A 26,856-nucleotide genomic window follows, 5' to 3' on the forward strand; every position below is an offset into this window, starting at 1 on the left:
CTAACAAGCGTCCTGCCCGGAATGCGCCCTCCGTAAAAGCGGAGGGCTAATGGCAACCTTACTCGCCCTGTTCCGCTGCCGGCGCTTCTGGCGCGGCGGCTGGCTGAGTCTGCTCAGTCGCTTCTTTAATGCTCAGACGTACGCGGCCCTGGCGATCAACTTCCAGAACTTTAACCGGTACTTCCTGACCCATCTGCAGATAGTCAGTCACTTTCTCAACACGCTTGTCGGCAATCTGAGAAATGTGGACCAGACCTTCTTTACCGCCACCGATAGCAACGAATGCACCGAAGTCTACGATACGAGTGACTTTACCGTTGTAGATGCGGCCCACTTCGATTTCAGCGGTGATCTCTTCGATACGGCGAATAGCGTACTGCGCTTTGTCACCGTCGGTCGCTGCGATTTTCACGGTACCGTCATCTTCGATTTCGATGGTGGTGCCGGTTTCTTCGGTCAGCGCACGGATAACAGAACCACCTTTACCGATAACGTCTTTGATCTTGTCCGGGCTGATCTTGATGGTGTGAATACGCGGTGCGAATTCAGAGATGTCACCACGCGGTGCGTTGATAGCCTGTTCCATCACGCCCAGAATGTGCAGACGCGCACCTTTGGCCTGGTTCAGAGCAACCTGCATGATTTCTTTGGTGATGCCTTCAATTTTGATATCCATCTGCAGTGCAGAGATACCTTCGCGGGAACCCGCAACTTTGAAGTCCATATCGCCCAAGTGATCTTCGTCGCCGAGAATGTCGGACAGAACCACGAAGTTCTCGCCTTCTTTCACCAGACCCATCGCGATACCTGCTACTGCAGATTTAATCGGTACGCCTGCATCCATCAGTGCCAGAGAAGCACCACATACGGAAGCCATGGAAGAAGAACCGTTAGATTCGGTGATTTCAGAAACCACACGAACGGTGTACGGGAATTCGTCGGTGGTAGGCATCACTGCCAGCACGCCACGCTTCGCCAGACGGCCATGACCAATTTCACGACGCTTCGGTGAGCCAACCATACCGGTTTCGCCCACGGAGTACGGAGGGAAGTTGTAGTGGAACAGGAAGCTGTCGGTGCGATCGCCCATCAGCTCGTCGATGTTCTGTGCGTCACGTGCGGTACCCAGAGTCGCCGTTACCAGCGCCTGAGTTTCACCACGGGTGAACAGTGCGGAACCGTGAGTACGTGGCAGTACGCCGGTGCGCACGTCCAGACCACGGATCATGTCTTTCTCACGACCATCGATACGCGGTTCGCCTGCCAGTACGCGGCTACGTACAGCGGTTTTCTCGATACCGTGCAGGATGTCGCCCAGGTCGTTAGCGTCCAGGGTGTCGTCTTCGGCAATCAGGGTCGCGATAACGTCAGATTTGATAGCATCAATCTGCGCGTAACGTTCCTGCTTGTCGGTAATGCGGTAAGCATCGCTCAGACGAGACTGTGCCAGCTCAGCAACGCGCGCGTGCAGCGCTTCGTTGACGGCTTCTGGCTGCCAATCCCAACGTGGTTTACCGGCTTCTTTCACCAGGTCGTTGATGTTCTGGATAACAACCTGCTGCTGCTCGTGGCCAAATACCACCGCGCCCAGCATCTGGTCTTCGCTCAGCAGTTCTGCTTCGGATTCAACCATCAGGACCGCAGCTTCGGTACCGGCAACAACCAGGTCCAGTTTGCTGGTTTTCAGCTCTTCCTGGGTTGGGTTCAGTACGTACTGGTCATTGATGTAACCGACGCGAGCCGAACCGATTGGGCCGTTGAATGGAATACCAGACAGGGACAGCGCTGCGGATGCACCGATCATCGCCACGATATCTGGGTTAACCTGTGGGTTTACGGACACAACGGTCGCGATAACCTGGACTTCGTTGACGAAGCCTTCCGGGAACAGCGGACGAACCGGGCGGTCAATCAGACGCGCGATCAGGGTTTCGCCTTCGCTTGGACGGCCTTCACGACGGAAGAAACCACCCGGGATTTTACCGGCAGCGTAAGTACGCTCCTGGTAGTTAACGGTCAGCGGGAAGAAGTCCTGGCCTGGTTTCGCTTTTTTCTGACCTACAACGGTAACGAATACCGCGGTGTCATCCATGCTAACCATAACAGCAGCCGTCGCCTGACGTGCCATCATGCCGGTTTCCAGAGTGACCGTGTGCTGGCCATACTGGAATTTACGAACGATCGGATTCAGCAAAATAATATCCTTTCTTGATGAGTAACGGGACACCATTGGATGTACCGTTTAGAGAACCGATCCTCTTGCATCCTCGCGACTAATGACAATCCTAACCTACGGTTAAGTCTCTCATTAGCCGCGCGAAACGCTGCAATGAAGATCATTTGTTTCAGCAATACAAACAATACATGAGTTTCATGTTAATTGCTGCCATCTGGTTGAAAAAAGGGGCCCTAAAGGCCCCTCTTTCTGAAACTCGCCAGAATTAGCGACGCAGACCCAGACGCTCGATCAGCGCGGTGTAGCGTGCTACATCTTTACGTTTCAGGTAGTCGAGCAGTTTACGACGCTGAGAAACCATGCGCAGCAGACCACGACGGCTGTGGTGATCTTTTTTGTGCTCAGAGAAGTGACCCTGCAGGTGGTTGATCTGAGCAGTCAGCAGTGCAACCTGAACTTCGGTAGAACCGCTGTCGTTAGAACCACGACCAAACTCGGAAACGATTTTTGCTTTAGCTTCAACGCTTAGAGACATTTTAAACTCCAGATTTAAAAAGTAAAAAGGGTGCCGATCTCTAATTCAGCGACCCCAGGATTAACGGCCTCAAGCAGGCGAACCTTTATTCGGACGTTAAGCGGCAATATTCTACCTGTAGCGACCTGTTATCGCAAGACAGGCGATTATTGCGGATACTCGACGACCAGACGACGCGGCGCAACGCGGCCTTCGTCATCAATCTCGCCCATACCGATGAATTTGCCTTCATCGCCTTCGGTCACACGCACCAGGCCCGTGACCTGAACACCTGCTGAACGCACCGGATTACCGTTTTTAAAGTACACCGACGAGGTTAGCGGCAGGTTTACCAGCGGGAAATCTGCCGCCGGGCTATCCATTGGCATCAACAGCGGATCCAGCAGCTGTGCCGCCGGAATATTCTGAGCTTCTGCCTGAGCAACCAACGTCTGTAAGTGCTCCAGCGTGACCATTTTTTCGACCGGATAGCGGCTTACCGCCAGACGACGTAGCATGATGACATGCGCCCCACAGCCCAACTTCTCACCGAGGTCATCAATGATTGTCCGGATGTAGGTGCCTTTCGAGCAGTGAATTTCCAGCTCAAGCTCATCGCCTTCATGACGAATGAACAGCAGCTCGTAGACGGTGATCGGACGCGCTTCGCGTGTTACTTCAATGCCCTGGCGAGCGTACTCGTACAGCTTCTTACCCTGGTATTTCAACGCCGAGTACATCGACGGCACCTGCAGGGTGTCACCGCGGAAACTCTCCAGCGCGGCGGCCAGTTCAGTGGCGGTAAACGCCATTGGACGCTCTTCCACCACCTGACCATCGGCATCAGACGTATCGGTACGCTGGCCGAGCTTCGCAATCACCCGATAGCGTTTATCGGAATCGAGCAAATACTGCGAAAATTTGGTGGCTTCACCGAGACAGACGGGCAACATGCCTGTCGCCAACGGATCCAGCGCGCCGGTATGCCCTGCGCGGTTCGCGTTATAGAGACGCTTTACCTTTTGCAGTACGTCATTACTGGACGCGCCCTGTGGCTTATCCAGCAGCAGCACACCGTGAATATCGCGACCACGACGACGAGGACGACTCATCAGTCCTCCTTGCTGTCATCCGGGTTCACACGACGTTCTTCGTCATGCTTCACCACGTTGGTCACGAGGTTGGACATACGCATGCCCTCAACCAGCGAGTTATCGTAGAAGAAGGTGAGTTCCGGCACGATACGCAGACGCATGGCTTTGCCCAACAGCGTACGGATAAAGCCGGAAGCATCCTGCAACGCACGGATGCCCGCTTTCACAGCAGCTTCATCTTTGTCGTTCAGGAAGGTGACGAATACTTTGGCGTAGGCCAGGTCACGGGAGACTTCAACCCCGGAAACGGTAGTCATCAGACCCAAACGCGGATCTTTAATTTCGCGCTGCAGGATGATAGCAATCTCTTTCTGCATCTCCTGGGATACGCGCTGTGGGCGACCAAATTCTTTCGCCATAATAAATTCTCCAGATAAAGACAAAAAAGGGGCCATAAGCCCCTTTTTAGAATGATTGCCGGGTGGCGCTTCGCTAACCCGGCCTACGAGATCGCATAATCCACTGAACCGTAGGCCCGGTAAACGCAGTGCCACCGGGCATTTCAACGATTAGTCGATGCTGCGTTGAATCTCGATGATCTCGAACACTTCGATCATATCGCCGACGCGGACGTCGTTGTAGTTCTTAACGCCGATACCACATTCCATACCGTTACGGACTTCGTTGGCATCATCTTTGAAGCGGCGCAGGGATTCCAGCTCACCTTCATAGATAACCACGTTGTCGCGCAGAACGCGGATTGGGTTGTGACGTTTGACCACACCCTCGGTAACCATACAACCTGCGATGGCACCAAATTTAGGCGATTTGAACACGTCACGAACTTCAGCCAGACCGATGATCTGCTGTTTCAGTTCTGGTGACAGCTTGCCGCTCATCGCTGCTTTCACTTCGTCGATCAGGTTATAGATGACGGAGTAGTAACGCAGATCCAGGCTTTCAGCTTCGATGACACGGCGCGCAGATGCGTCAGCACGTACGTTGAAGCCAACCAGAATCGCGTTGGATGCAGCAGCCAGGGTCGCGTCGGTTTCGGTGATACCACCTACGCCAGAACCGATGATCTTCACCTTCACTTCGTCGGTAGAGAGTTTCAGCAGAGAATCGGAGATTGCTTCTACAGAACCCTGTACGTCGGCCTTCAGAACGACGTTCACTTCGTGAACTTCGCCTTCGGTCATGTTGGCGAACATGTTTTCCAGCTTAGATTTCTGCTGACGAGCCAGCTTAACTTCACGGAATTTGCCCTGACGATACAGCGCAACTTCACGCGCTTTCTTCTCGTCACGAACAACCGTAACTTCGTCACCGGCAGCCGGTACACCAGACAGGCCGAGGATCTCAACCGGAATGGACGGACCTGCTTCCATTACTTCCTGACCCAGTTCGTTACGCATCGCACGAACGCGACCGTATTCGAAGCCACACAGGACGATATCGCCCTTGTTCAGGGTACCTTCACGAACCAGCACGGTTGCAACCGGACCACGTCCTTTATCCAGGAAGGATTCGATAACTGCACCGCTCGCCATACCGTTACGGACGGCTTTCAGCTCCAGAACTTCAGCCTGCAGCAGAATAGCGTCGAGCAGCTCATCAATACCGGTACCGGCTTTCGCAGATACGTGGATGAACTGGCTTTCGCCGCCCCACTCTTCCGGCATGATGCCGTACTGGGACAGTTCCTGCTTCACGCGATCCGGATCGGCTTCCATCTTATCGATTTTGTTCACTGCAACGACCACTGGCACCTGCGCCGCTTTCGCGTGCTGGATAGCTTCGATAGTCTGCGGCATCACGCCATCGTCTGCGGCAACAACCAGTACCACGATATCCGTCGCCTGCGCACCACGAGCACGCATTGAGGTAAACGCGGCGTGGCCCGGGGTATCCAGGAAGGTGATCATGCCGTTGTCAGTTTCTACGTGGTAAGCACCGATATGCTGGGTAATACCACCCGCTTCGCCGGATGCCACTTTAGTAGAACGAATGTAGTCGAGCAGAGAGGTTTTACCGTGGTCAACGTGACCCATGATGGTCACAACCGGTGCACGCGGTTCAGCCGCTGCGCCAGTGTCACGGTCGCTCATTACTGCTTCTTCCAGCTCGTTTTCACGACGCAGGATAACTTTGTGGCCCATCTCTTCGGCAACCAGCTGTGCGGTTTCCTGGTCGATGACCTGGTTGATGGTCGCCATTGCGCCCAGTTTCATCATTGCTTTGATGACCTGAGAACCTTTAACGGCCATTTTGTTTGCCAGATCGCCAACGGTGATGGTCTCACCGATGATAACGTCACGGTTAACAGCCTGAGCTGGCTTCTGGAAGCCCTGCTGCAGGGAAGAACCTTTACGCTTGCCACCTTTACCGCCACGAATGGAAGCACGAGCTTCTTCGCGGTCGGCTTTAGATTCAGCATGTTTGTTGGCTTTCTTAGGACGCGCAGCTTTGGTATTGCGACCACGGCTACGACCGCCTTCGCTTTCACGATCGTTTTCATCTTCAGCCTGACGAGCATGCTGAGAGGTGGTCACGTGATAGTCGCTGGTGTCTTCAGTCGGTTCAGCGGCGGTATTCACACCGTTTTTCTCGTTTTCTTCGGCCATGCGGCGGGCTTCTTCCGCAACGCGACGGGCTTCTTCTTCGAGCTTGCGGCGCGCTTCTTCTTCCGCTTTACGCTTCAGCTCTGCGGCTTCTGCTTCACGGCGGGCTTTCTCAGCCTGGGCGGTTTTTGTCATATCGTCTGTCTGTTGATTGCTCACTTTGTCTTTTTCCGCAACTTCACGTTTCGCTTTATCAGCGGATTCACGTTTAGCTTTTTCTGCGGCCTCACGTTCAGCTTTTGCCTGTGCCTCACGCTTGGCTGTTTCTTCAGCCTCACGGCGGGCTTGTTCTTCCGCTTCACGCTTCGCTTCTTCTTCCGCCAGACGTTCAGCTTCCTGCGGGTCACGTTTTACAAAGGTACGCGTTTTGCGGACTTCAATCTGCACCGATTTACTTTTACCGCCGGTACCCTGAACGCTCAGAGTACTGCGAGTTTTGCGCTGCAGCGTCAGCTTGTCTGGCGTCGAACCGTGTTCACGGTTCAGGTGCGCTAACAAAGTCTGTTTTTCTTGTGCGGTTACAGAGTCATCAGCTTGCTTCGGGATACCTGCATCAGCGAATTGCTGTACCAGGCGGTCCACGGAAGTCTGAATCTCTGCGGCCAGCGTTTTTACGGTTACATCTGTTGTCATGCTGTTCCTTCCTGCTACAGTTTATTACGCTTCGTCGCCGAACCAGCAAATATTACGTGCGGCCATGATGAGCTCACCCGCTTTCTCGTCGGTTAAACCTTCGATATCAGACAGGTCATCAATGCCCTGATCGGCGAGATCTTCCAGCGTACAAACACCGCGGGCAGCCAGCTTAAATGCCATTGCACGATCGAGACCTTCAAGGTTCAGCAGATCGTCAGCCGGTTTTTTATCACCGAGGCTTTCTTCCTGAGCCAGCGCCAGCGTAGTCAGTGCGTTTTTCGCACGTTCACGAAGTGCTTCAACGGTCTGTTCATCCAGGCCGTCAATTTCCAGCAGTTCTTTCATTGGCACGTAGGCCAGTTCTTCCAGGCTGGAGAAACCTTCTTCTACCAGCACGGTCGCGAAGTCTTCATCAATATCGAGATATTTGGTGAAGGTATCGATAGCCGCGTGTGCTTCAGCCTGATGCTTAGCCTGCAGGTCGTCAACGGTCATCACGTTGAGATCCCAGCCGCTCAGCTGAGACGCCAGACGCACGTTCTGTCCATTACGACCAATGGCCTGCGCCAGGTTGCCCGCTTCTACTGCGATATCCATCGTATGTTTGTCTTCGTCAACAACGATAGATGCCACATCGGCCGGAGCCATCGCGTTAATCACGAACTGTGCCGGGTTGTCATCCCACAGTACGATATCAATACGCTCACCGCCCAGTTCTGTCGAGACAGCCTGAACGCGCGCGCCACGCATACCGACACATGCACCGACCGGGTCGATACGTTTGTCGTTGGTTTTCACCGCGATTTTCGCACGGGAACCCGGATCGCGGGCTGCGGCTTTAATTTCGATAACTTCTTCACCGATTTCCGGCACTTCGATGCGGAACAGTTCGATCAGCATCTCAGGCTTAGAACGGGTGACGAACAACTGCGCACCGCGCGCTTCAGGACGTACAGAATAAAGTACGCCACGAATACGATCGCCCGGACGGAAGTTTTCGCGCGGCAGCATATCTTCACGCAGGATCACGGCTTCAGCATTGCTGCCCAGATCCAGAGAGATGTTGTCGCGGTTCACTTTCTTCACCACGCCGGTGATGATTTCACCTTCGTGTTCACGGAACTGATCAACAACCATCGCACGTTCCGCTTCGCGGACTTTCTGTACGATAACCTGCTTCGCAGTTTGAGTGGTGATACGGTCGAAGGTCACAGATTCAATCTGGTCTTCAACGAAATCGCCCACGTTCATGCTTTCATCTTCGTAGCGAGCTGCTTCCAGCGTGATTTCACGGGTCGGCATCGTCACTTCTTCGACCACTACCCAACGACGGAAAGTGTCAAAGTCACCACTTTTACGGTCGATGCTAACGCGAACGTCGATTTCTTGTTCGTATTTTTTCTTTGTAGCCGTTGCCAGAGCACTTTCCAACGCTTCGAAAATCTTCTCGCGCGGCAGCGATTTTTCATTGGAAACGGCTTCAACAACAGCCAAAATTTCTTTGTTCATCGGGGCCTTTCACCTCAATCCAGACTGTTAAAAGTGGGGAACCAGGTTCGCCTTCTGGATGTTACTCAGCGCGAACACTTCATCTTTGCCTTCGACTGTAACAGTGATCATCTCACCGTCTACCGCTTTGATAACGCCCTGCCACTTACGACGGTTCTGAACCGCCATGCGCAGGACCAGCGTGACCTCTTCACCGAGGAAACGCGTGTAATGTTCAGCGGTGAACATAGGACGGTCGAGTCCTGGCGAGGAAACTTCCAGGTTGTAAGCGACGGTAATGGGGTCTTCGACATCCATGACGGCACTGACCTGGTGGCTCACATCAGCACAATCATCAACATTGATGCCATTCTCACTATCAATATAGATGCGCAGCGTAGATGTGCGACCGCGAACGAATTCGATGCCGACCAGCTCGAAGCCTAGTGCCTCAACCGGCGCCGTAAGCATCTCTGTTAATTTCTGTTCTAATGTGGACAAGCCCACCCCCAAGACATAAAAAAAGGGCGTAAAGCCCAGTTATTCTTTAGTCAGATAACAAAAAACCCCGATAAATCGGGGCTTTAGATAACTGAACCCTATAACCGCAAATGCGGTCTGGAGTACTTTCCGTGAGAATTCTTTCAAATCCAGCGACGATTACGAAGAGTATATTTGAAAAAAAACTCAAAGGGAAAGTGGTTGCGGGGGCCGGATTTGAACCGACGACCTTCGGGTTATGAGCCCGACGAGCTACCAGGCTGCTCCACCCCGCGCCTGAAACGTGGCATATTTTACTCAAACGGAGTAAAAAACGCAAATACTGCTGGGATTTGGTACCGAGGACGGGACGTAAAACCGGCCTGTAGTATATTGAAATTTCATCGGTTATGTCAACCCATTCATCTTCATAATTGCCATGGCATAAAAAACCTGCTGTTATGCATATTGTTACTTTCCTGCACAGGGATTTTTTACGCTAAAACGCATGAATCACTTCCTGTTCCCGGAAAAAGATGATTAAATGAAAACTCACTTATTTTGCATAAACATGCAGTAAGCGCTAAAGCACTTACCTCACCACAGTCTGGCAAGCAGGGTTTTACTTTATGACGACGATTCTCAAGCATCTTCCATCTGGTCAACGTATTGGTATCGCTTTCTCCGGTGGTCTGGACACCAGCGCCGCACTGCTGTGGATGCGAAAAAAAGGCGCTGTACCCTATGCCTACACCGCGAACCTCGGTCAGCCGGATGAAGAGGACTACGATGCTATCCCACGCCGCGCAATGGAGTACGGCGCTGAAAATGCACGTCTTATTGATTGCCGTAAGCAGCTGGTTGCTGAGGGCATCGCCGCAATCCAGTGCGGTGCGTTCCACAACACCACCGGCGGTCTGACCTATTTCAACACGACCCCACTCGGGCGCGCCGTAACTGGCACCATGCTGGTTGCCGCCATGAAAGAAGACGGCGTCAACATCTGGGGTGACGGCAGCACCTATAAAGGTAACGATATCGAACGTTTTTATCGTTATGGCCTGCTGACCAACGCCGAGCTGAAAATTTACAAACCGTGGCTGGATACCGACTTCATCGACGAGCTTGGTGGTCGTCTGGAAATGTCTGAGTTTATGATTGCCTGCGGTTTCGACTACAAGATGTCGGTCGAAAAAGCCTATTCCACCGACTCCAACATGCTTGGCGCAACCCATGAAGCCAAAGATCTGGAATTCCTGAACTCCAGCGTCAAAATTGTCAATCCGATTATGGGCGTCAAATTCTGGGACGAAAGCGTCAAGATCCCGGCGGAAGAAGTGACCATCCGCTTCGAGCAAGGCCGTCCGGTGGCGCTGAATGGCAAAACCTTTAGCGACGATGTCGAGATGATGCTGGAAGCCAATCGTATCGGTGGCCGTCACGGTCTGGGTATGAGCGATCAGATTGAAAACCGTATTATCGAAGCGAAAAGCCGCGGGATCTATGAAGCACCGGGTATGGCCCTGCTGCATATTGCCTATGAGCGCCTGCTAACGGGGATCCACAACGAAGACACCATTGAGCAGTACCATGCCCATGGCCGTCAGCTGGGCCGTCTGTTGTATCAGGGTCGCTGGTTTGATTCTCAGGCACTGATGCTGCGTGATGGCTTACAGCGTTGGGTCGCCAGCGCCATTACCGGAGAAGTAACCCTGGAACTGCGTCGCGGCAACGACTATTCGATCCTCAATACTGTGTCTGACAACCTGACCTACAAAGCAGAACGTCTGACCATGGAGAAAGGCGATTCAGTGTTCTCACCAGACGATCGTATCGGTCAGTTGACCATGCGCAACCTGGATATCACCGACACCCGTGAGAAACTCATTGGTTACGCAAAAACGGGCCTGCTGTCTGCTTCAAGCGGAAACGGATTGCCGCAGGTTGAAAATCAGGAAAGCCTGAGCAAAAAATAAGTTTTACCCGCCATAGGCCGGATCTCCGGCCTTTATTATTTTTGCATTTGAAAAACATTGCCAACACGCATCATTTTCTTAACCATAGACGATCTTTAAGTCTATTTTACCTGTCGCTCTTCCCTATTGTGCATTAACATATCATCTATCATTTCTGACGGCAGAAATCGTCATTTATCATGAGGATCTCTATGCACATATCGCCCCCAATTCGTCCACAGCAGGCAATTAATCGACTTCTGGACGCACTCGAACCCCACGCCACGCCCATCAATGCCATTGCCAGAAAAAAGATTAACTGGCATTACAAAGGCAAGCAGCAACTCTGGCTTTTCAGGGAGGGCGAGATTTCCATGCTCCGAGCTTCCGATGGCTTACTGATGATCACGGTCTATGAAGGGCATGTATTTGGTCTCGCCGAAATGCTGCAACCCATGCGCGGCCATGTTTTACGTACCGAGATTGAGTCAGTCATATCCCGGATTGATGCTGAGGATGCCATCCGTATTTTTAGGGAGGAGAATCTTTGGGAAGATGTGACAGCCTTGCTGGCATACCATACCGCATATCTGGCTTATCGTGATGCCCTGGTTTTACAACAGCGCACCTATGCGGTGATTCGTAATCACCTGATGGAAATGATCCTGCTGCCTGAAGAAATGCGTATGAGAATTTCAATCCTCGATTACATCCAGGACAGAACACATCTCTCTCGCAGTAGTATTCTCAATGTACTGTCGGCGTTAAAGAAAGGAAAATACATTCAGTTTATCCGCGGCGGTTATTTACAGCACATTGAAACATTGCCAGAAAAATTCTAATTTTGAATCAACCTTCTGCGAGTGAAATATTCGCAGAAGACATTTACATTTAAAAACACATTAAAACCCCCTGACAAACTCTCGCCTAAATTTCGCTCCAGATTTAAATTTAAACTTTTTAGAATTAACAACTATTGAAATTCACCTATATCTTAACGACCTACGTTATTCAGCGAACTCAATGAGTTTTCGACTTCAATATAGGATCAAAGTTCAAAATGAAAAAGACGCTTGTCGCTCTGATGGTTTTAAACGCGTGCGCTGTGTCCACCGCATTTGCTGCTGGTGATGCTGGTACCTGGTACAGTGGTGCTAAATTCGGTTGGTCTCATTACGCTGATGTCAGCGGTGACAAAAACTTCAACGAAAGCCTGAATGCTTCCAACGATTTCAACGTTGACCACGACAATGTGGGCGGCGGAGTATTCGGCGGCTACCAGATCAACGACTGGTTGGCAGTGGAAGGTGGCTATGACTACCTCGGTAATGCGCAATTCAACGGTAACCACGGCGTTAACGGCGCGAAAATGAAGAGCCAGGGTCTGCAACTGTCTCTGAAAACCAGCTACGCGTTGACCGATGACTGGGACCTGTATGGCCGCTTCGGTGCAATGGGTTACCGTGCTGAAACCGACGTTGCTGGCAAAAACAACTTCGAAACAGGCGTCCGTCCTCTGGTCGCAGCAGGTACCGAGTATGCCTTCAGCAAAAACTGGGCTGGCCGTCTGGAATACCAGTGGGTCTCCAACGTGGGTAACTCTAACCAGATCGGTCTGAGCTCCGACATCCACTCTGTTACCGCAGGTATTGTGTATCGCTTCGGCCAGCACGACGACGTTGTACCTGCCGTGGTAGCAGCCCCAGTTGTTGCTCCTGAAGTGAAAACCTTCAACCTGAAGTCTGATGTGATGTTCGGTTATGATTCCGCCACGCTGACCGAAGAAGGTAAAGCAGCCATCAACCAGATGTATAACTCTCCGGAGATGCAGTCTGCTAAAAATAACAGCACCACCGTAATCGGCTACAGCGACCGTACCGGACAGGCTGAATACAACCAGGAACTGTCGGCACGTCGTGCTCAGGCCGTTGCTGACCAGCTGGTTGCTGACGGTATGCCAGCCGCTAACATCCAGACTGAAGGCCGTGGTGCGAGCGAATCTGTGACCGGCAACACCTGCGACAACCAGACTGGTAATGCGCTGATCAGCTGCCTGTCTCCCGATCGCCGTGTCGTTGTGCAGATCTCCGGTCAGTAATCTTTACTCGCGATAGCAAACACTTGATTCATTTGCCCGATCACACGCATCGGGCTTTTTTTGTCTGAAGGATCAACCCATGCGTATGTTTAAGCTAAAAGCAGCTCTTCTGATTGCAACACTCGGTACCGCCGCGGCAGCCAACGCGTCTGTTAATCTCCATGCTGAGGCCGGCGAAGAATTTACCAACCTGTCTGCCAGTTTCGGGGCAAATGAACCAGGCCTCACGTTCAATGGTAACTGGGGTCACAGTGATGATGATGGTGACATTGCCGGCCTGGGTATGGGCTGGAATATGCCGTTAGGGCCGTTCCTGTTTACCCTCGGCGGAAAAGCGCTGTATCTGAACCCGAAAGACGGTGACGAAGGGTATGCGGTAGCGGTTGGCGGCGGCGCGCAGGTGCCAGTCGGCGACTTCATTACCGTATTTGGAGACTACTACTATTCACCCGATTCGATGTCGAGCGGTGTGGAAGATTACGTCGAAGGGAATGCGGGTGTTCGTCTGCGCGTCCTGAAATCAATGAACATAGAGGCGGGCTATCGCTATATTAATATGGCAGGTAAAAACGGTCACCGTGACAACACGCTGGCCGATGGGCCGTATGCAGGCTTCAACTTTAGCTTCTAAATCATTCCTGAGATTGCCGGCCACCGGCAATCTCTTCTTCTGCCCTTCTTCAGGCCGTGGCCTTCAGCGGTTTCAGCATTTCATTAATGGCCTTCAATCCGGCAATATTCCCCTCTTTGCGATAGGTTTCATTCATCGCAGAGATCTGCTCGAGTTTTGATAATGCGGTAAAGACGCGGTGAGCATCACTCTTGGTATCGAAAACTTCAGACGTTTTAACATCATCGCCCATATTCGTTTTTAGCGTGTATTGCAGTTCACTCAGCCGCGTGGCGTTTTCTTTATAACAATTATTCACGGCGGTGGTGTCGGCTGTGGGATTATTTTGCGCATGGACCACAGGCACCGGCATGTCCCGTATTTCATTGACGGTTGTTAAGGATGACGAACTGCTGCATGCAGTCAGCATGAGTATTCCCGTCAGGGTCACAACTTTGGATATTTTCACGGTGGCTTCATTCCTGCGATAGGATGGAAAAATAGGCGAAGCCGACTTTATCCATTAATAACAGGAACCAACAGGAGAGTTTTGTTTAATAAAAAACTATGGGAAAGCCTAAGGGACAAAAACAAAAAAAGACGTCTTTCGACGTCTCTTTTCTGGAATATTGGTACCGAGGATGGGACTCGAACCCACAAGCCCGTTAGGGCACTACCACCTCAAGGTAGCGTGTCTACCAATTCCACCACCTCGGTACTGAAAACTTAGTGCGGGATATCGCTGCTCGGCTGGACCGGTGCTGCTGGCTGAGTCTGCTCCGATTTCGGTGCAGTCAGGTTATCCCACTCGCTTCCTTTGCTGGTCTTGTTGGTATTGATGTTACCCAGAACCAGACTGATGACGAAGAACAGCGTTGCCAGAACTGCTGTCATGCGGGTCATGAAATTACCAGAACCACCTGAGCCAAACAGTGTAGCGGATGCGCCTGCTCCGAAGGAGGCTCCCATATCAGCGCCTTTACCTTGCTGCAGCATGATCAGACCAACGAGGCCAATCGCAACAAGAAGGAAAACGACCAGAAGAGCTTCGTACATAATCAACCTGTTCCTTGCGGTACTACCGCATACCAATTGCTTCAACCAATAAAGCGGGACTTTTTAATGTTTCCCACTGAAGCGGGTGTGAATACTAACCAAAGCGAATGGGGTTCGCAAGGGCAATTTTGATGCATTGTATCAAGTGCGGAAAAAAACAGCAAAAACGGAAATCCTGTTTAGCAAAAAGGCAGCAAAAGCTGCCTTTTTAAACAGTTAACGCGGCGATTAAACCGCTTTCACCGCGTCGGCAATACGGTTGGCAAACGCCGTCACCTGAGCATCATCCTCGCCTTCAACCATGACGCGAATCAGCGGCTCGGTGCCTGATTTACGCAACAGCACGCGCCCACGATTGCCTAATGCCGCTTCCACTTCGGCGGTGATGCTTTTCACCGTTTCGTTTTCCAGTGGATTTTCTGCGCCATCGGTATAGCGAACGTTCACTAGTACCTGCGGGAACATTTTCATACCGCTGCACAAGTCCTGTAGCGTCATATGATTACGAGCCATCGCCGCGACTACCTGCAATGCCGCCACAATGCCGTCCCCTGTGGTGGTTTTGTCGAGCAGGATAACGTGGCCGGAGTTTTCAGCCCCAATACGCCAGCCCTTTTCCTGCATCGCTTCCAGCACGTAGCGGTCGCCCACTTTCGCGCGGGTGAACGGAATACCCAGCTGTTTAAGCGCCACTTCCAGACCCATGTTGCTCATCAGGGTGCCAACGGCTCCCCCGCGAAGCTGGCCCTGACGCAGGCCTTCACGCGCAATGATGTAGAGGATCTGATCGCCGTCGACTTTATTGCCTTCATGGTCAACCATGATGACGCGGTCGCCGTCGCCGTCAAACGCGATTCCCAGATGTGCTTTTTCCGCCAGCACACGTGCCTGCAGAGCGCGGACGTCAGTAGCGCCAACTTCTTCATTGATGTTCAGACCGTTGGGCTCACAGCCGATGGCAATCACTTTTGCACCGAGTTCGCGGAACACATTCGGCGCAATGTGGTAAGTCGCCCCGTTCGCACAGTCGACCACAATTTTCAGCTCGTTGAGGTTTAACTCATTCGGAAACGTCGCTTTACAGAATTCGATATAGCGACCTGCGGCATCAACGATGCGGCTGGCTTTACCGAGCTGCGCTGAATCAACGCAGGTTATCTCTTTTTCCAGTTCCGCCTCGATAGCTTCCTCGACCGCATCCGGCAGCTTGGTGCCTTCGATGGAGAAGAATTTAATGCCATTGTCGTAGAACGGGTTATGGGATGCGGAAATCACGATCCCAGCTTCAGCACGGAAAGTGCGGGTCAGATAAGCCACCGCCGGGGTTGGCATTGGTCCAGTGAAGGATGCAGAAAGTCCTGCTGCCGCCAGACCCGCTTCAAGCGCTGATTCCAGCATGTACCCGGAAATACGCGTGTCTTTACCGATGATCACTTTGCGTGAGCCGTGACGAGCCAGCACTTTACCGGCTGCAAAACCGAGCTTGAGCACAAAATCAGGGGTGATTGGGCTATCGCCCACGCGACCGCGAATGCCGTCGGTGCCAAAATATTTACGGTTACTCATAGCGTTTGTTTTCCTTTGCAGCAAGGGTGGCTTCGACCACACGCATCGCCTCAACTGTCTCTTTCACGTCGTGAACGCGAATAATATGTGCCCCCTGCATCGCTGCTATCACTGCGCAGGCCAGACTGCCACTAAGACGTTCTGATGGCCCGACATTCAGCAACTGCCCAATCATCGTTTTTCTCGACATTCCCACCAACAGCGGCAGGTCGAAATGATGAAACTCTGACAAACGTGCAAGGAGTGCGTAATTGTGGGAGAGATTTTTACCGAAACCGAATCCCGGGTCGAGCAACAATTTGTCTTTTGTGATACCCGCAGCTTCACAGCGCGCAATTTGCTCATAAAAGTAGCGATTCACATCCGCAAAGACGTCGGCATACTTAGGCGCGTCCTGCATGTTTCGTGGTTCGCCCTGCATGTGCATCAGACAGACCGGCAAGCCCGTTTCTGCTGCCGCCTCCAGTGCGCCCGGCTCGGTCAGGGAACGAATGTCATTAATGATATGCGCCCCGACCCGCGCCGACTCACGAATAACTTCAGGCTTAGAGGTATCAACCGAAATCCATACCTCAAAGCGCTGGGCGATGGCTTCAATCACCGGGATAACGCGGGAAAGCTCTTCGTCCACGCTCACTTCAGACGCCCCCGGACGCGTCGACTCGCCGCCAACGTCCACAATAGTGGCCCCGGCATTGATCATCAGATTGGCATGTTTTACCGCCTCAACCAGCGTGTTGTGCGTCCCGCCGTCCGAAAAAGAGTCCGGGGTGACGTTCAGGATGCCCATCACGTGCGGATAAGCGAGGTCGAGTGTGGTGCCCTGGGCGAAGAGTTTCATGAAGAATCCCTGGTATGGTTAAAAAGTTAGCAAAATAAAAAAACCCCGGAGCAGCAGCCCCAGGGTTTTCAGTTAACGCAGCGTCATCAACAACGGATAACTTATTTGTCGCCCAACTGCTCTGACATGGTGTTGCCCGGGTTCGGCGTACGCGGCTCATCGACCGGACGCGGAGCACGTGGGGTGCCATTGCTATCAGAGTTATTGGACGCGCCTGGATCTTCCCAGCCCGCTGGCGGGCGAACATCACGGCGAGCCATCAGATCATCAATCTGCGGCGCATCGATGGTCTCATATTTCATGAGCGCATCTTTCATCGAGTGCAGGATGTCCAGGTTGTCGTTCAGGATTTGACGGGCACGAGCGTAGTTACGTTCGATAAGCGCCTTCACTTCCTGGTCGATGATACGCGCCGTTTCATCGGACATATGTTTGGCTTTAGCCACCGAACGACCAAGGAACACTTCGCCCTCTTCTTCCGCATACAGCAGCGGACCGAGTTTGTCGGAGAAGCCCCACTGGGTGACCATGTTACGCGCCAGGTTAGTCGCAACTTTAATATCGTTGGACGCACCGGTAGAAACATGTTCCACACCGTAGATGATTTCTTCAGCCAGACGACCGCCGTACAGCGTAGAGATTTGACTCTCCAGCTTCTGACGGCTGGCGCTGATTGCATCGCCTTCTGGCAGGAAGAAGGTCACACCCAATGCACGACCGCGTGGAATAATCGTCACTTTATGCACCGGATCGTGTTCCGGTACCAGGCGGCCGATAATCGCGTGGCCGGCTTCATGGTAAGCCGTCGACTCTTTCTGCGCTTCGGTCATCACCATGGAGCGACGTTCCGCACCCATCATGATTTTATCTTTCGCTTTCTCGAACTCAACCATCGACACCACCCGCTTGTTACCGCGAGCGGCGAACAGAGCAGCTTCGTTGACGAGGTTCGCCAGGTCTGCACCAGAGAAACCAGGTGTACCACGCGCGATAATTGCCGCGTCGATATCGGGTGCCAGCGGTACGCGACGCATGTGCACTTTAAGGATCTGCTCACGACCACGAACGTCTGGCAGACCGACCACAACCTGACGGTCGAAACGGCCTGGACGCAGCAGCGCTGGGTCAAGAACGTCTGGACGGTTGGTTGCTGCAATCACGATGATGCCTTCATTGCCTTCGAAGCCATCCATCTCGACCAGCATCTGGTTCAGCGTCTGCTCACGTTCATCGTGACCACCGCCCAGACCTGCACCACGTTGGCGGCCTACGGCGTCGATTTCATCGATGAAGATAATGCACGGTGCGGCTTTCTTGGCCTGCTCGAACATGTCACGCACACGAGATGCACCAACACCCACGAACATTTCCACGAAGTCAGAACCGGAAATAGTGAAGAAAGGCACTTTCGCTTCACCGGCGATAGCTTTCGCCAGCAGCGTTTTACCGGTACCCGGCGGGCCCACCATCAGAACGCCTTTTGGTATTTTACCGCCCAGCTTCTGGAAACGGCTCGGCTCACGCAGGTATTCAACCAGTTCAGCCACTTCTTCTTTCGCTTCGTCGCAGCCTGCAACGTCAGCAAACGTGGTTTTAATCTGGTCTTCGGTCAACATGCGCGCTTTGCTCTTACCAAACGACATGGCACCTTTACCACCACCGCCCTGCATCTGACGCATGAAGAAGATCCAGACCCCAATCAGCAGAAGCATCGGGAACCAGGAAATGAAGATAGAAGCCAGCAGGCTTGGTTCTTCAGGCGGTTCACCAACGACTTTCACGTTTTTGGTCAGCAGGTTATCAAGCAGCTTAGGATCGTTAACCGGAATATAAGTCGTGTAACGGTTACTATCTTTCTTGGTAACGTTGATCTCACGTCCGTTGATACGCGCTTCGCGAACCTGGTCCTGATTGACCTCTTGCAGGAAGGTAGAGTAATCCACCTTACGGCCATTTGACTCGCTGGGCCCAAAGCTCTGGAACACTGACATCAATACGACTGCGATGACCAGCCAGAGTATTAGGTTTTTCGCCATGTCACTCAAGGGATTAACCTCTTATTACAACTGTGTTAATAACAGCGTCAGGTTACTATACATCCGACACATTTCATACCGCCGCCGTACCGGCATAGGCTTAAAATGGTCGGGTTATGGTTTTCGCCCGGTCGCTACAATGTACACTTCACGCGAACGTGCGCGTGAAGAGCCCGGCTTACGAACTCTAACTGTCGTAAACAGGGAGCGAATTTCCTTAAGGTACTCCTCGAAACCTTCGCCCTGAAACACCTTCACTAAAAAACTGCCGCCTGGTGCCAACACATCTCGGCACATCTCAAGCGCCAGCTCCACCAGATACATGGCACGGGGAATATCCACCGCTGGTGTTCCGCACATGTTTGGAGCCATATCGGACATGACAACCTGGACTTTACTGTCACCTACACGTTCAAGTAACGCTTTCAGGACTAATTCATCACGAAAATCGCCTTGAAGGAAGTCCACACCAACGATTGGATCCATCGGTAAAAGATCGCAAGCGATGATGCGGCCTGCGCCCCCGATCTGTGTCACCGCATATTGTGACCATCCGCCGGGTGCTGCACCGAGATCGACTACCGTCATTCCCGGCTTAAAAAGTTTGTCACTTTGCTGTATTTCATCAAGTTTAAACCAGGCACGGGAACGTAACCCCTTTTTCTGTGCCTGGAGAACATATTTATCGCTAAAGTGTTCCTGGAGCCAACGACTTGAGCTGGCAGAACGCTTTTTACCTGTCATTTAACATTCCCATCGGGGCAGACCATCATAGTCGGCTGCATAAATTTTAACGGCCGATTTGGCGATAGTTGAGAGATGGCGGTAGAATGAACCGTTTTCAATCCCAACGTAAGCAAAAATATACGATGAATCTGAGTACTAAACAAAAACAGCACCTGAAAGGTCTGGCACATCCGCTCAAGCCGGTAGTTATGCTTGGCAATAATGGTTTGACCGAAGGGGTACTGGCCGAGATTGAACAAGCGTTGCAGCACCACGAACTCATCAAGGTGAAAATCGCCTCGGAAGATCGCGAGACTAAAGTCCTTATCGTGGAAGCTATCGTTCGCGAAACCGGCGCCTGTAATGTACAGGTCATCGGTAAAATGCTTGTTCTGTATCGCCCAACAGCAGAGCGTAAAATCTCGCTGCCACGTTAAGAGTAACCTGAATTGAACACATTTGATGTGTAAAACGAGGGGTTTCGCGGGCAGGTGAGCAAAATGCCACGCTCTTAACGTTGATAAAAGGCCGCTATGCGGCCTTTTTCTTATCTTTACATTCTGTCAACAAGCAGGATTAGAGATAATCCACTTTGATGATTTCATATTCCACTTCGCCGCCGGGCGTTTGGATAGTCACCACATCGTCTTGTTCTTTGCCGATCAGGCCACGGGCGATAGGTGAATTCACAGAAATGAGATTCTGCTTAAAATCAGCCTCATCATCGCCCACAATGCGCCAGCTTGTCTCTTCGTCGTTATCCAGATTCAGCACCTGTACGGTGGCACCAAAAATGACCCGACCCGTCTTCGGCATTTTGCTGATGTCGATAACCTGAGCATTAGACAGCTTCGCTTCGATATCCTTGATACGGCCTTCGCAGAAACCCTGCTGCTCGCGGGCGGCATGATATTCTGCATTCTCTTTCAGATCGCCATGTTCACGGGCATCGGCAATCGCCGCAATGATTTCAGGGCGACGAACGGATTTCAGGTACTCCAGTTCTTCGCGCAGTTTTTCAGCACCACGTAAGGTCATCGGAATAGCTTGCATGAGTTATACCTCTTCATCATTCCTTCAGGCACAGCAAGCGCTGCAGACCTGCACTTCCCTCTGTTCTCCATGAGAGAGCCAGAAGTTAAGCAAAAAGAAAACTGACCCGGAACAAAATTTCCAGGCCAGCGGCAATTTTTCTGTTTGATGCGTATTTTACCCTGAAAGTTCACTATGGGTCACCGTTTACTTTACAGGGCGATGCGCCGTAGTATGGCTGTTTGATTCCAGGTTGTTAGCGCGAGATTATGCGATTTTCCAGATTTATCATCGGATTGACCAGCAGTTTAGCTTTTAGCGTCCAGGCAGCGAACGTAGATGAGTATGTCACTCAGCTCCCGGCTGGCGCGAATCTAGCCCTCATGGTTCAGAAAATCGGTGCCAAGGCACCAGAGATTGATTATCACAGCCAGCAGATGGCTTTGCCGGCCAGTACCCAAAAGGTCATAACCGCCCTCGCGGCGTTACTCCAGCTGGGTCCCGATTTTCGCTTCACCACAACACTGGAAAGTAAAGGTAGCGTTGATAATGGCATTCTAAAAGGTGACCTTATTGCACGATTTGGCGGCGATCCGACGCTAAAACGTCAGGATATTCGCAATATGATCGCCGTTCTGAAGAAGTCGGGCGTGCAGCAAATCGACGGTAATGTGCTGATTGATACCTCAGTTTTCGCGAGCCATGACAAAGCGCCCGGCTGGCCTTGGAATGATTTGACGCAATGCTTCAGTGCCCCGCCTTCTGCTGCCATTATCGATCGTAACTGCTTCTCGATTTCACTCTACAGCGCGCCAAAACCTGGCGATCTGGCGTTTATTCGCGTCGCATCATATTACCCGGTGACCATGTTTAGTCAGGTCCGAACCCTGCCCAAGGGGTCCGGTGAAGCGCAGTATTGTGAGCTGGACGTGGTGCCAGGCGATTTAAATCGCTACACCCTGACTGGGTGCCTGCCACAGCGCTCAGAACCCCTCCCGCTGGCGTTTGCGATTCAGGATGGGGCCAGTTACGCCGGGGCGATCATTAAGAGCGAGCTGAAACAGGCCGGGATCACCTATTCCGGTACCTTGCTGCGCCAGACACTGACCAACGATCCGGGCACGGTGATCGCCAGCAAGCAGTCAGCGCCCCTGCACGATCTGCTGAAGATTATGCTGAAAAAATCGGACAACATGATTGCCGATACGGTGTTCCGCACCATTGGCCATGCACGCTTTGGCGTACCCGGCACCTGGCGTGCGGGTTCAGATGCCGTGCGCCAGATTTTACGTCAGCAGGCGGGTGTCGATTTGGGTAACACCATTATTGCCGATGGCTCCGGCCTGTCGCGTCACAATCTGCTGGCACCGGCCACCATGATGCAGGTGTTGCAGTACATCGCGCAGCACGATACCGAACTTAACTTCATCTCAATGTTACCGCTGGCGGGCTATGACGGCTCTCTGCAGTACCGTGCTGGCCTGCATCAGGCTGGTGTTGACGGGAAGGTGTCGGCGAAGACCGGCTCGTTACAAGGGGTGTATAACCTCGCAGGCTTTATTACCACGGCCAGCGGGCAGCGTATGGCCTTTGTGCAATATCTGTCGGGCTATGCCGTGGAGCCTGCCGATCAGCGCAACCGCCGCATTCCGTTGGTGCGCTTCGAAAGCCGGTTGTACAAAGATATTTACCAGAACAACTGATACGAAAAAGGCTCCCGATGGGAGCCTTTCTTAACTGCAGAACAGCGACTTAGTGCTTATAGATGAACTCGACACCTTCTTCGTCGTCTTCATCCCAATCGTCATCCCACTCTTCATCGTCCTCAACTTCTGCTTCTTCAAGCTGCTGGCGATGGTAGTCATCCCACATGAACTCGACTTTCTCAGGCTGCTTCTCTTCTTCGGCTTTCACCACCGGGTTTTCGATGATGAAGGTCATCACGTCCCAGCAAAGATCTTTCACACCCTGCTGGCTTGCGGCAGAGATCAGATAGAATTTATCTTCCCAACCCAAGGCTTCAGCAATCGCTTTAGCTTTTTCTTCGGCAGCGGCTTTGTCCATCAGGTCAATCTTGTTGAAGACCAACCAGCGTGGTTTTTCAGCCAGCTTCTCGCTGTATTTTTCCAGTTCGCCAATAATGATGCGGGCATTTTCAACCGGATCAGAACCGTCGATCGGATCGATATCGATGAGATGCAGCAGAACGCGGCAACGCTCGAGGTGTTTCAGGAAACGGATCCCCAGCCCAGCCCCTTCCGCTGCGCCTTCAATCAGCCCTGGGATATCGGCCACAACAAAGCTTTTCTCGTTATCCATACGCACCACGCCGAGGCTTGGCACCAGTGTGGTAAACGGATAATCGGCCACTTTCGGCTTAGCGGCGGAGACAGCACGGATGAAGGTAGATTTACCCGCATTCGGCATACCCAGCATCCCGACGTCGGCCAACAGCATCAGCTCCAGCTGCAGGTCGCGCTTATCGCCCGGCGTGCCCATCGTCTTCTGACGCGGAGTACGGTTTACGGATGATTTAAAACGGGTGTTACCCAGGCCATGCCAGCCGCCCTTCGCCACCATCAGGCGCTGACCATGTTGAGTCATGTCGCCCATGGTTTCGCCAGTGCCCTGATCGATAACACGCGTGCCGACCGGTACTTTTACCGTCACATCTTTACCACGTTTACCGGTACAGTCACGGCTCTGACCATTCTGCCCACGCTCAGCGCGGAAAGATTTTTCAAAGCGATAGTCGATCAGGGTGTTAAGGTTTTCGTCGGCTTCCAGCCAGACGTCACCGCCGTCACCGCCGTCGCCGCCATCCGGGCCGCCACGAGGAATATATTTTTCACGACGGAAGCTGACGCAGCCATTGCCGCCATCCCCTGCCACAACCAGGATCGTTGCTTCATCAACAAACTTCATTTTACTTCTCCGTAAATCATTCGCCTGAGCGGGGTAGCGGTACAACCGCTTCACGCTTACGCCACCGTCCCCATAGACGATGACCAATGGCGGAATACATCGCGCCCGCAACCACGACAAACGCACCGAGATAACCTAAAAGGTTCAACATCGGTCTGGCGAAGAAATCGGGCCAGGCCATTGATAATAAATCTGAAAATAACAGTGTAAACAGGGGAGTCAGCGTGATTAACGCGCTCACCTGTGCCGCCTGCCAGCGCGCCATGGCTTCCGCCAACGCACCGTAACCCACCAGGGTGTTTAGTCCACAGAAAATCAGGCAGGCCAATTGCCAGTCGCTCAGCTGGGTAATGACACCCGGCTTTGCCAACGGCAGCAATGCTAATGTACATAAAGTGTACAGTAAAAACAGGATCTGCGGTGAGGCCAGACGGCGCAATAATACCTTTTGCGCGACGCCATAACTCACCCAGACGGTTGCCGCTCCGACGCCAAAAATGACGCCCCAGGTGTAATCCGTCAGGCGGGTGAAAATCTCTATCAGACTGGTGTTGAAAAACATCACCAGACCGCAGAGCAGCATAATTGCGCCAATCACCTGCGTCCCGCGCATCTTCTCTTTCAGAATGAAGACGCTGGCAACCATCATACCCACGGGCGACAGTTGTCCTATCACCTGTGAGGCGGTAGGACTCAAATACTGCAGCGACGAACTGAACAGAATAAAGTTTCCGAACAAGCCCCCGGTGGCAATGGCGAGTAGCACCAGCCAGCGTGGTTTACGGAATAGATGCAGCGGCGGTAACTTGCCTTTGATAGCGAGAATCGACCCAAGGCCAATACTTGCCATCAGAAAGCGGTAAAACACGATAGTCGGAGGCTCCATCACCTCCAGCACCTGCTTCATTGCAATTGGCAATGCACCCCAACATATTGCGGTGGTGAGCGCCAAAAGGATACCAATGCCCGCCTGCTGTTTCATGCCCGTTTATCCCTGTACGAAATTTTCCGGACTTCTAATGTAAAAAGCCCCGCAACACGTTGCGGGGCTTTCATCCGTCACCGGACCGAAAAACTTACTCAGCAACGATGCTGATGTACTTACGGTTGTTCGGACCTTTAACTTCGAATTTCACTTTACCGTCTGCTTTAGCAAACAGAGTGTGGTCACGGCCACAACCAACGTTGTTGCCAGCGTGGAATTTGGTACCACGTTGACGAACGATGATGCTACCTGCCAGAACTGTTTCGCCACCGAAACGTTTTACACCCAGACGTTTAGCTTCTGAGTCGCGACCGTTACGAGTTGAGCCGCCAGCCTTTTTATGTGCCATTTAATCTACTCCTCAGGTCTTAGGCGCTGATGCCGGTGATTTTCACATCAGTAAACCACTGACGATGGCCCTGCTGCTTACGATAGTGTTTACGACGACGAAACTTAACGATTTTAATTTTCTCGCCACGACCGTGAGCAACAACTTCAGCTTTGATTACGCCGCCATCAACGAAAGGAACGCCGATTTTGACTTCTTCACCGTTTGCGATCATCAGAACTTCAGCGAACTCAACAGCTTCGCCAGTTGCGATGTCCAGCTTTTCCAGGCGAACGGTCTGACCTTCGCTTACTCGGTGTTGTTTACCACCACTTTGGAAAACCGCGTACATATAAAACTCCGCTTCCGCGCACATCTTCGTGTGATTCAGAGTGCGCTATAAATATTCACAATAGGGCGCGAATATTACGCAAAAGGTGAGCCTTTGACAAGTGCGATCATCACTACATGCAGAAAAAAACCACAACGCACACGGTAACGTTTATCTGCGCCGTTTTTTCAGTACAATCAGGGCTACAATTGTAACCCAGACTCTTCGTTATCCCTTATGGATAAGCGGTAAACAGGACATAAAGCCCGGCTTTTGCGATGAATTTAGAAAAAATCAATGAGTTAACCGCGCAAGATATGGCGGGTGTCAATGCGGCAATCCTTGAACAACTCAACTCTGACGTCCAGTTGATCAATCAACTTGGCTATTACATCGTCAGTGGAGGCGGGAAACGCATTCGTCCAATGATCGCGGTACTGGCAGCTCGCGCTGTTGGCTACCAGGGGAACGCTCACGTCACTATCGCAGCGCTTATTGAGTTTATCCACACAGCGACACTGCTGCACGACGACGTCGTGGATGAATCAGATATGCGCCGAGGCAAAGCAACGGCCAACGCCGCATTTGGAAACGCTGCCAGCGTGCTGGTAGGGGACTTTATCTATACTCGCGCATTCCAGATGATGACCAGCCTGGGATCGCTGAAAATTCTTGAGGTGATGTCCGAGGCCGTGAACGTGATTGCTGAAGGTGAAGTCCTGCAGCTAATGAACGTGAACGACCCTAACATCACCGAAGAAAACTACATGCGCGTTATCTACAGCAAAACGGCGCGTCTGTTTGAAGCGGCATCACAGTGCTCTGGCCTTCTGGCTGGCTGTACGGAAGAACAGGAAAAAGGTCTGCAGGACTACGGTCGCTATCTTGGCACCGCTTTCCAGCTGATTGACGACCTGCTCGACTACAGCGCGGACGGTGAAACGCTCGGTAAGAATGTGGGTGATGACCTGAACGAAGGCAAGCCTACCCTGCCTCTGCTACACGCAATGCGCAACGGAACGCCTGAACAGAACGCCATGATTCGTCAGGCTATCGAAGAAGGCAACGGTCGTCATTTACTGGAACCCGTTCTGCAAGCGATGGCAGATTGCGGATCGCTGGAGTGGACCCGCCAGCGCGCCGAAGAAGAAGCTGACAAAGCCATTCAGGCTCTTCAATGCCTGCCTGATACGCCATGGCGTGAAGCGCTTATTGCGCTGGCCCATATTGCCGTTCAGCGCGATCATTAATCTCTTCCCGCGTTCTGCGCGGGAAAGTTCTAATAAAAAATCCCACCGCTTCCCGCCCCCTATGCGATCTTGATTTAATCCGAATATCGCCGCACTTTACTTGAA

At 52.3% G+C, this 26,856-nt stretch carries 25 protein-coding genes and 2 tRNA genes; 7 read left to right on the forward strand and 20 right to left on the reverse strand.

The features are described from left to right. Positions 1-58 precede the first annotated feature (58 nt). From pnp to SIK69_RS11640, 8 genes are all read right to left on the reverse strand, one after another. Entirely contained in the window at positions 59-2,194 is a 2,136-nt protein-coding gene (pnp, locus tag SIK69_RS11605; RefSeq protein WP_319627379.1) for a polyribonucleotide nucleotidyltransferase, read from the reverse strand. 247 nt (positions 2,195-2,441) lie between these two features. Further along, positions 2,442-2,711, reverse strand: coding sequence for a 30S ribosomal protein S15 (rpsO, locus tag SIK69_RS11610; RefSeq protein WP_312625433.1), 270 nt, complete (start codon positions 2,709-2,711; stop codon positions 2,442-2,444). Between the two features lie 146 nt (positions 2,712-2,857). After that, on the reverse strand, positions 2,858-3,802 hold the full coding sequence (gene truB / locus SIK69_RS11615; protein ID WP_319786146.1) for a tRNA pseudouridine(55) synthase TruB: 945 nt from the start codon (positions 3,800-3,802) through the stop codon (positions 2,858-2,860). After that, positions 3,802-4,203 carry a 30S ribosome-binding factor RbfA gene (gene rbfA / locus SIK69_RS11620; RefSeq protein ID WP_319627381.1) on the reverse strand — a complete coding sequence of 134 codons (402 nt, stop codon included), beginning with the start codon at positions 4,201-4,203 and terminating at the stop codon, positions 3,802-3,804. The genes truB and rbfA overlap by 1 nt, the downstream gene beginning before the upstream one ends. A 150-nt stretch (positions 4,204-4,353) precedes the next feature. Continuing rightward, complete coding sequence (gene infB / locus SIK69_RS11625; RefSeq protein ID WP_319627382.1) at positions 4,354-7,041, reverse strand: translation initiation factor IF-2; 2,688 nt, start codon at positions 7,039-7,041, stop codon at positions 4,354-4,356. 24 nt (positions 7,042-7,065) lie between these two features. Continuing rightward, a complete protein-coding gene (gene nusA, locus SIK69_RS11630) occupies positions 7,066-8,553 on the reverse strand; it encodes a transcription termination factor NusA (protein ID WP_319627383.1) in 1,488 nt (495 codons plus the stop codon). Positions 8,554-8,580: 27 nt separating this feature from the next. Beyond that, positions 8,581-9,033 (reverse strand): ribosome maturation factor RimP, encoded by a 453-nt coding sequence (rimP, locus tag SIK69_RS11635; protein ID WP_319627384.1) that lies wholly within the window; start codon positions 9,031-9,033, stop codon positions 8,581-8,583. Between the two features lie 198 nt (positions 9,034-9,231). Then, positions 9,232-9,308: transfer RNA gene (locus SIK69_RS11640), tRNA-Met, on the reverse strand. A gap of 333 nt (positions 9,309-9,641) precedes the next feature. Here SIK69_RS11640 and argG point away from each other — a divergent pair. From argG to SIK69_RS11660, 4 genes are all read left to right on the forward strand, one after another. After that, entirely contained in the window at positions 9,642-10,988 is a 1,347-nt protein-coding gene (gene argG, locus SIK69_RS11645) for an argininosuccinate synthase (RefSeq protein WP_319627385.1), read from the forward strand. 191 nt (positions 10,989-11,179) lie between these two features. Then, positions 11,180-11,809: a winged helix-turn-helix transcriptional regulator gene (locus SIK69_RS11650; RefSeq protein ID WP_319627386.1), complete on the forward strand. Its 630-nt coding sequence runs from the start codon at positions 11,180-11,182 to the stop codon at positions 11,807-11,809. A gap of 218 nt (positions 11,810-12,027) precedes the next feature. Beyond that, the gene (gene ompA / locus SIK69_RS11655) at positions 12,028-13,065 is read left to right on the forward strand and encodes a porin OmpA (RefSeq protein WP_319627387.1); all 1,038 of its coding nucleotides are present in this window, start codon (positions 12,028-12,030) and stop codon (positions 13,063-13,065) included. A 79-nt stretch (positions 13,066-13,144) separates the two neighbouring features. Continuing rightward, entirely contained in the window at positions 13,145-13,696 is a 552-nt protein-coding gene (locus tag SIK69_RS11660) for a YfaZ family outer membrane protein (protein WP_319627388.1), read from the forward strand. 49 nt (positions 13,697-13,745) lie between these two features. On the opposite strand, the gene SIK69_RS11665 is transcribed toward SIK69_RS11660, so the two are convergent. From SIK69_RS11665 to rlmE, 7 genes are all read right to left on the reverse strand, one after another. Further along, on the reverse strand, positions 13,746-14,144 hold the full coding sequence (locus tag SIK69_RS11665) for a KPN_03583 family lipoprotein (protein ID WP_319627389.1): 399 nt from the start codon (positions 14,142-14,144) through the stop codon (positions 13,746-13,748). A 161-nt stretch (positions 14,145-14,305) separates the two neighbouring features. Beyond that, a tRNA-Leu gene (locus SIK69_RS11670) sits at positions 14,306-14,392 on the reverse strand. A gap of 9 nt (positions 14,393-14,401) precedes the next feature. Then, on the reverse strand, positions 14,402-14,731 hold the full coding sequence (gene secG, locus SIK69_RS11675; protein WP_319627390.1) for a preprotein translocase subunit SecG: 330 nt from the start codon (positions 14,729-14,731) through the stop codon (positions 14,402-14,404). A 228-nt stretch (positions 14,732-14,959) separates the two neighbouring features. Continuing rightward, positions 14,960-16,297, reverse strand: a complete 1,338-nt coding sequence (gene glmM / locus SIK69_RS11680) for a phosphoglucosamine mutase (RefSeq protein ID WP_319627391.1) — start codon at positions 16,295-16,297, stop codon at positions 14,960-14,962. Continuing rightward, positions 16,290-17,138: a dihydropteroate synthase gene (gene folP, locus SIK69_RS11685; RefSeq protein WP_319627392.1), complete on the reverse strand. Its 849-nt coding sequence runs from the start codon at positions 17,136-17,138 to the stop codon at positions 16,290-16,292. Before folP ends, glmM begins: the two co-directional genes overlap by 8 nt. Positions 17,139-17,239: 101 nt before the next feature. Further along, on the reverse strand, positions 17,240-19,174 hold the full coding sequence (ftsH, locus tag SIK69_RS11690; protein ID WP_319627393.1) for an ATP-dependent zinc metalloprotease FtsH: 1,935 nt from the start codon (positions 19,172-19,174) through the stop codon (positions 17,240-17,242). Positions 19,175-19,288: 114 nt separating this feature from the next. Then, on the reverse strand, positions 19,289-19,918 hold the full coding sequence (gene rlmE / locus SIK69_RS11695) for a 23S rRNA (uridine(2552)-2'-O)-methyltransferase RlmE (protein WP_319786147.1): 630 nt from the start codon (positions 19,916-19,918) through the stop codon (positions 19,289-19,291). 125 nt (positions 19,919-20,043) lie between these two features. Between rlmE and yhbY the strand changes: the two genes are divergently transcribed. After that, positions 20,044-20,337 carry a ribosome assembly RNA-binding protein YhbY gene (gene yhbY / locus SIK69_RS11700; RefSeq protein WP_319627470.1) on the forward strand — a complete coding sequence of 98 codons (294 nt, stop codon included), beginning with the start codon at positions 20,044-20,046 and terminating at the stop codon, positions 20,335-20,337. A gap of 139 nt (positions 20,338-20,476) precedes the next feature. On the opposite strand, the gene greA is transcribed toward yhbY, so the two are convergent. Continuing rightward, positions 20,477-20,953, reverse strand: coding sequence for a transcription elongation factor GreA (greA, locus tag SIK69_RS11705; RefSeq protein WP_319627395.1), 477 nt, complete (start codon positions 20,951-20,953; stop codon positions 20,477-20,479). Positions 20,954-21,201: 248 nt separating this feature from the next. Here greA and dacB point away from each other — a divergent pair, with 248 nt between their 5' ends. Then, the gene (dacB, locus tag SIK69_RS11710) at positions 21,202-22,635 is read left to right on the forward strand and encodes a serine-type D-Ala-D-Ala carboxypeptidase (protein WP_319627396.1); all 1,434 of its coding nucleotides are present in this window, start codon (positions 21,202-21,204) and stop codon (positions 22,633-22,635) included. A 49-nt stretch (positions 22,636-22,684) separates the two neighbouring features. Here dacB and cgtA read toward each other — a convergent pair whose 3' ends face one another. The 4 genes from cgtA to rplU all read right to left on the reverse strand — a co-directional run bounded on the left by cgtA (position 22,685) and on the right by rplU (position 25,522). After that, positions 22,685-23,857 (reverse strand): Obg family GTPase CgtA, encoded by a 1,173-nt coding sequence (gene cgtA, locus SIK69_RS11715; RefSeq protein ID WP_319627397.1) that lies wholly within the window; start codon positions 23,855-23,857, stop codon positions 22,685-22,687. 16 nt (positions 23,858-23,873) lie between these two features. Continuing rightward, entirely contained in the window at positions 23,874-24,839 is a 966-nt protein-coding gene (locus tag SIK69_RS11720; protein WP_319627398.1) for a DMT family transporter, read from the reverse strand. 94 nt (positions 24,840-24,933) lie between these two features. After that, entirely contained in the window at positions 24,934-25,191 is a 258-nt protein-coding gene (gene rpmA / locus SIK69_RS11725; protein ID WP_007673187.1) for a 50S ribosomal protein L27, read from the reverse strand. Between the two features lie 19 nt (positions 25,192-25,210). Beyond that, positions 25,211-25,522: a 50S ribosomal protein L21 gene (gene rplU / locus SIK69_RS11730; protein WP_106994824.1), complete on the reverse strand. Its 312-nt coding sequence runs from the start codon at positions 25,520-25,522 to the stop codon at positions 25,211-25,213. A gap of 257 nt (positions 25,523-25,779) precedes the next feature. On the opposite strand from rplU, the gene ispB reads away from it, so the two are divergent. Beyond that, positions 25,780-26,751: an octaprenyl diphosphate synthase gene (ispB, locus tag SIK69_RS11735; protein ID WP_319627399.1), complete on the forward strand. Its 972-nt coding sequence runs from the start codon at positions 25,780-25,782 to the stop codon at positions 26,749-26,751. Positions 26,752-26,856 lie beyond the last annotated feature (105 nt).

Origin of the sequence: Scandinavium lactucae (assembly GCF_033843265.1) — a bacterium.
Lineage (GTDB): Bacteria > Pseudomonadota > Gammaproteobacteria > Enterobacterales > Enterobacteriaceae > Scandinavium > Scandinavium lactucae.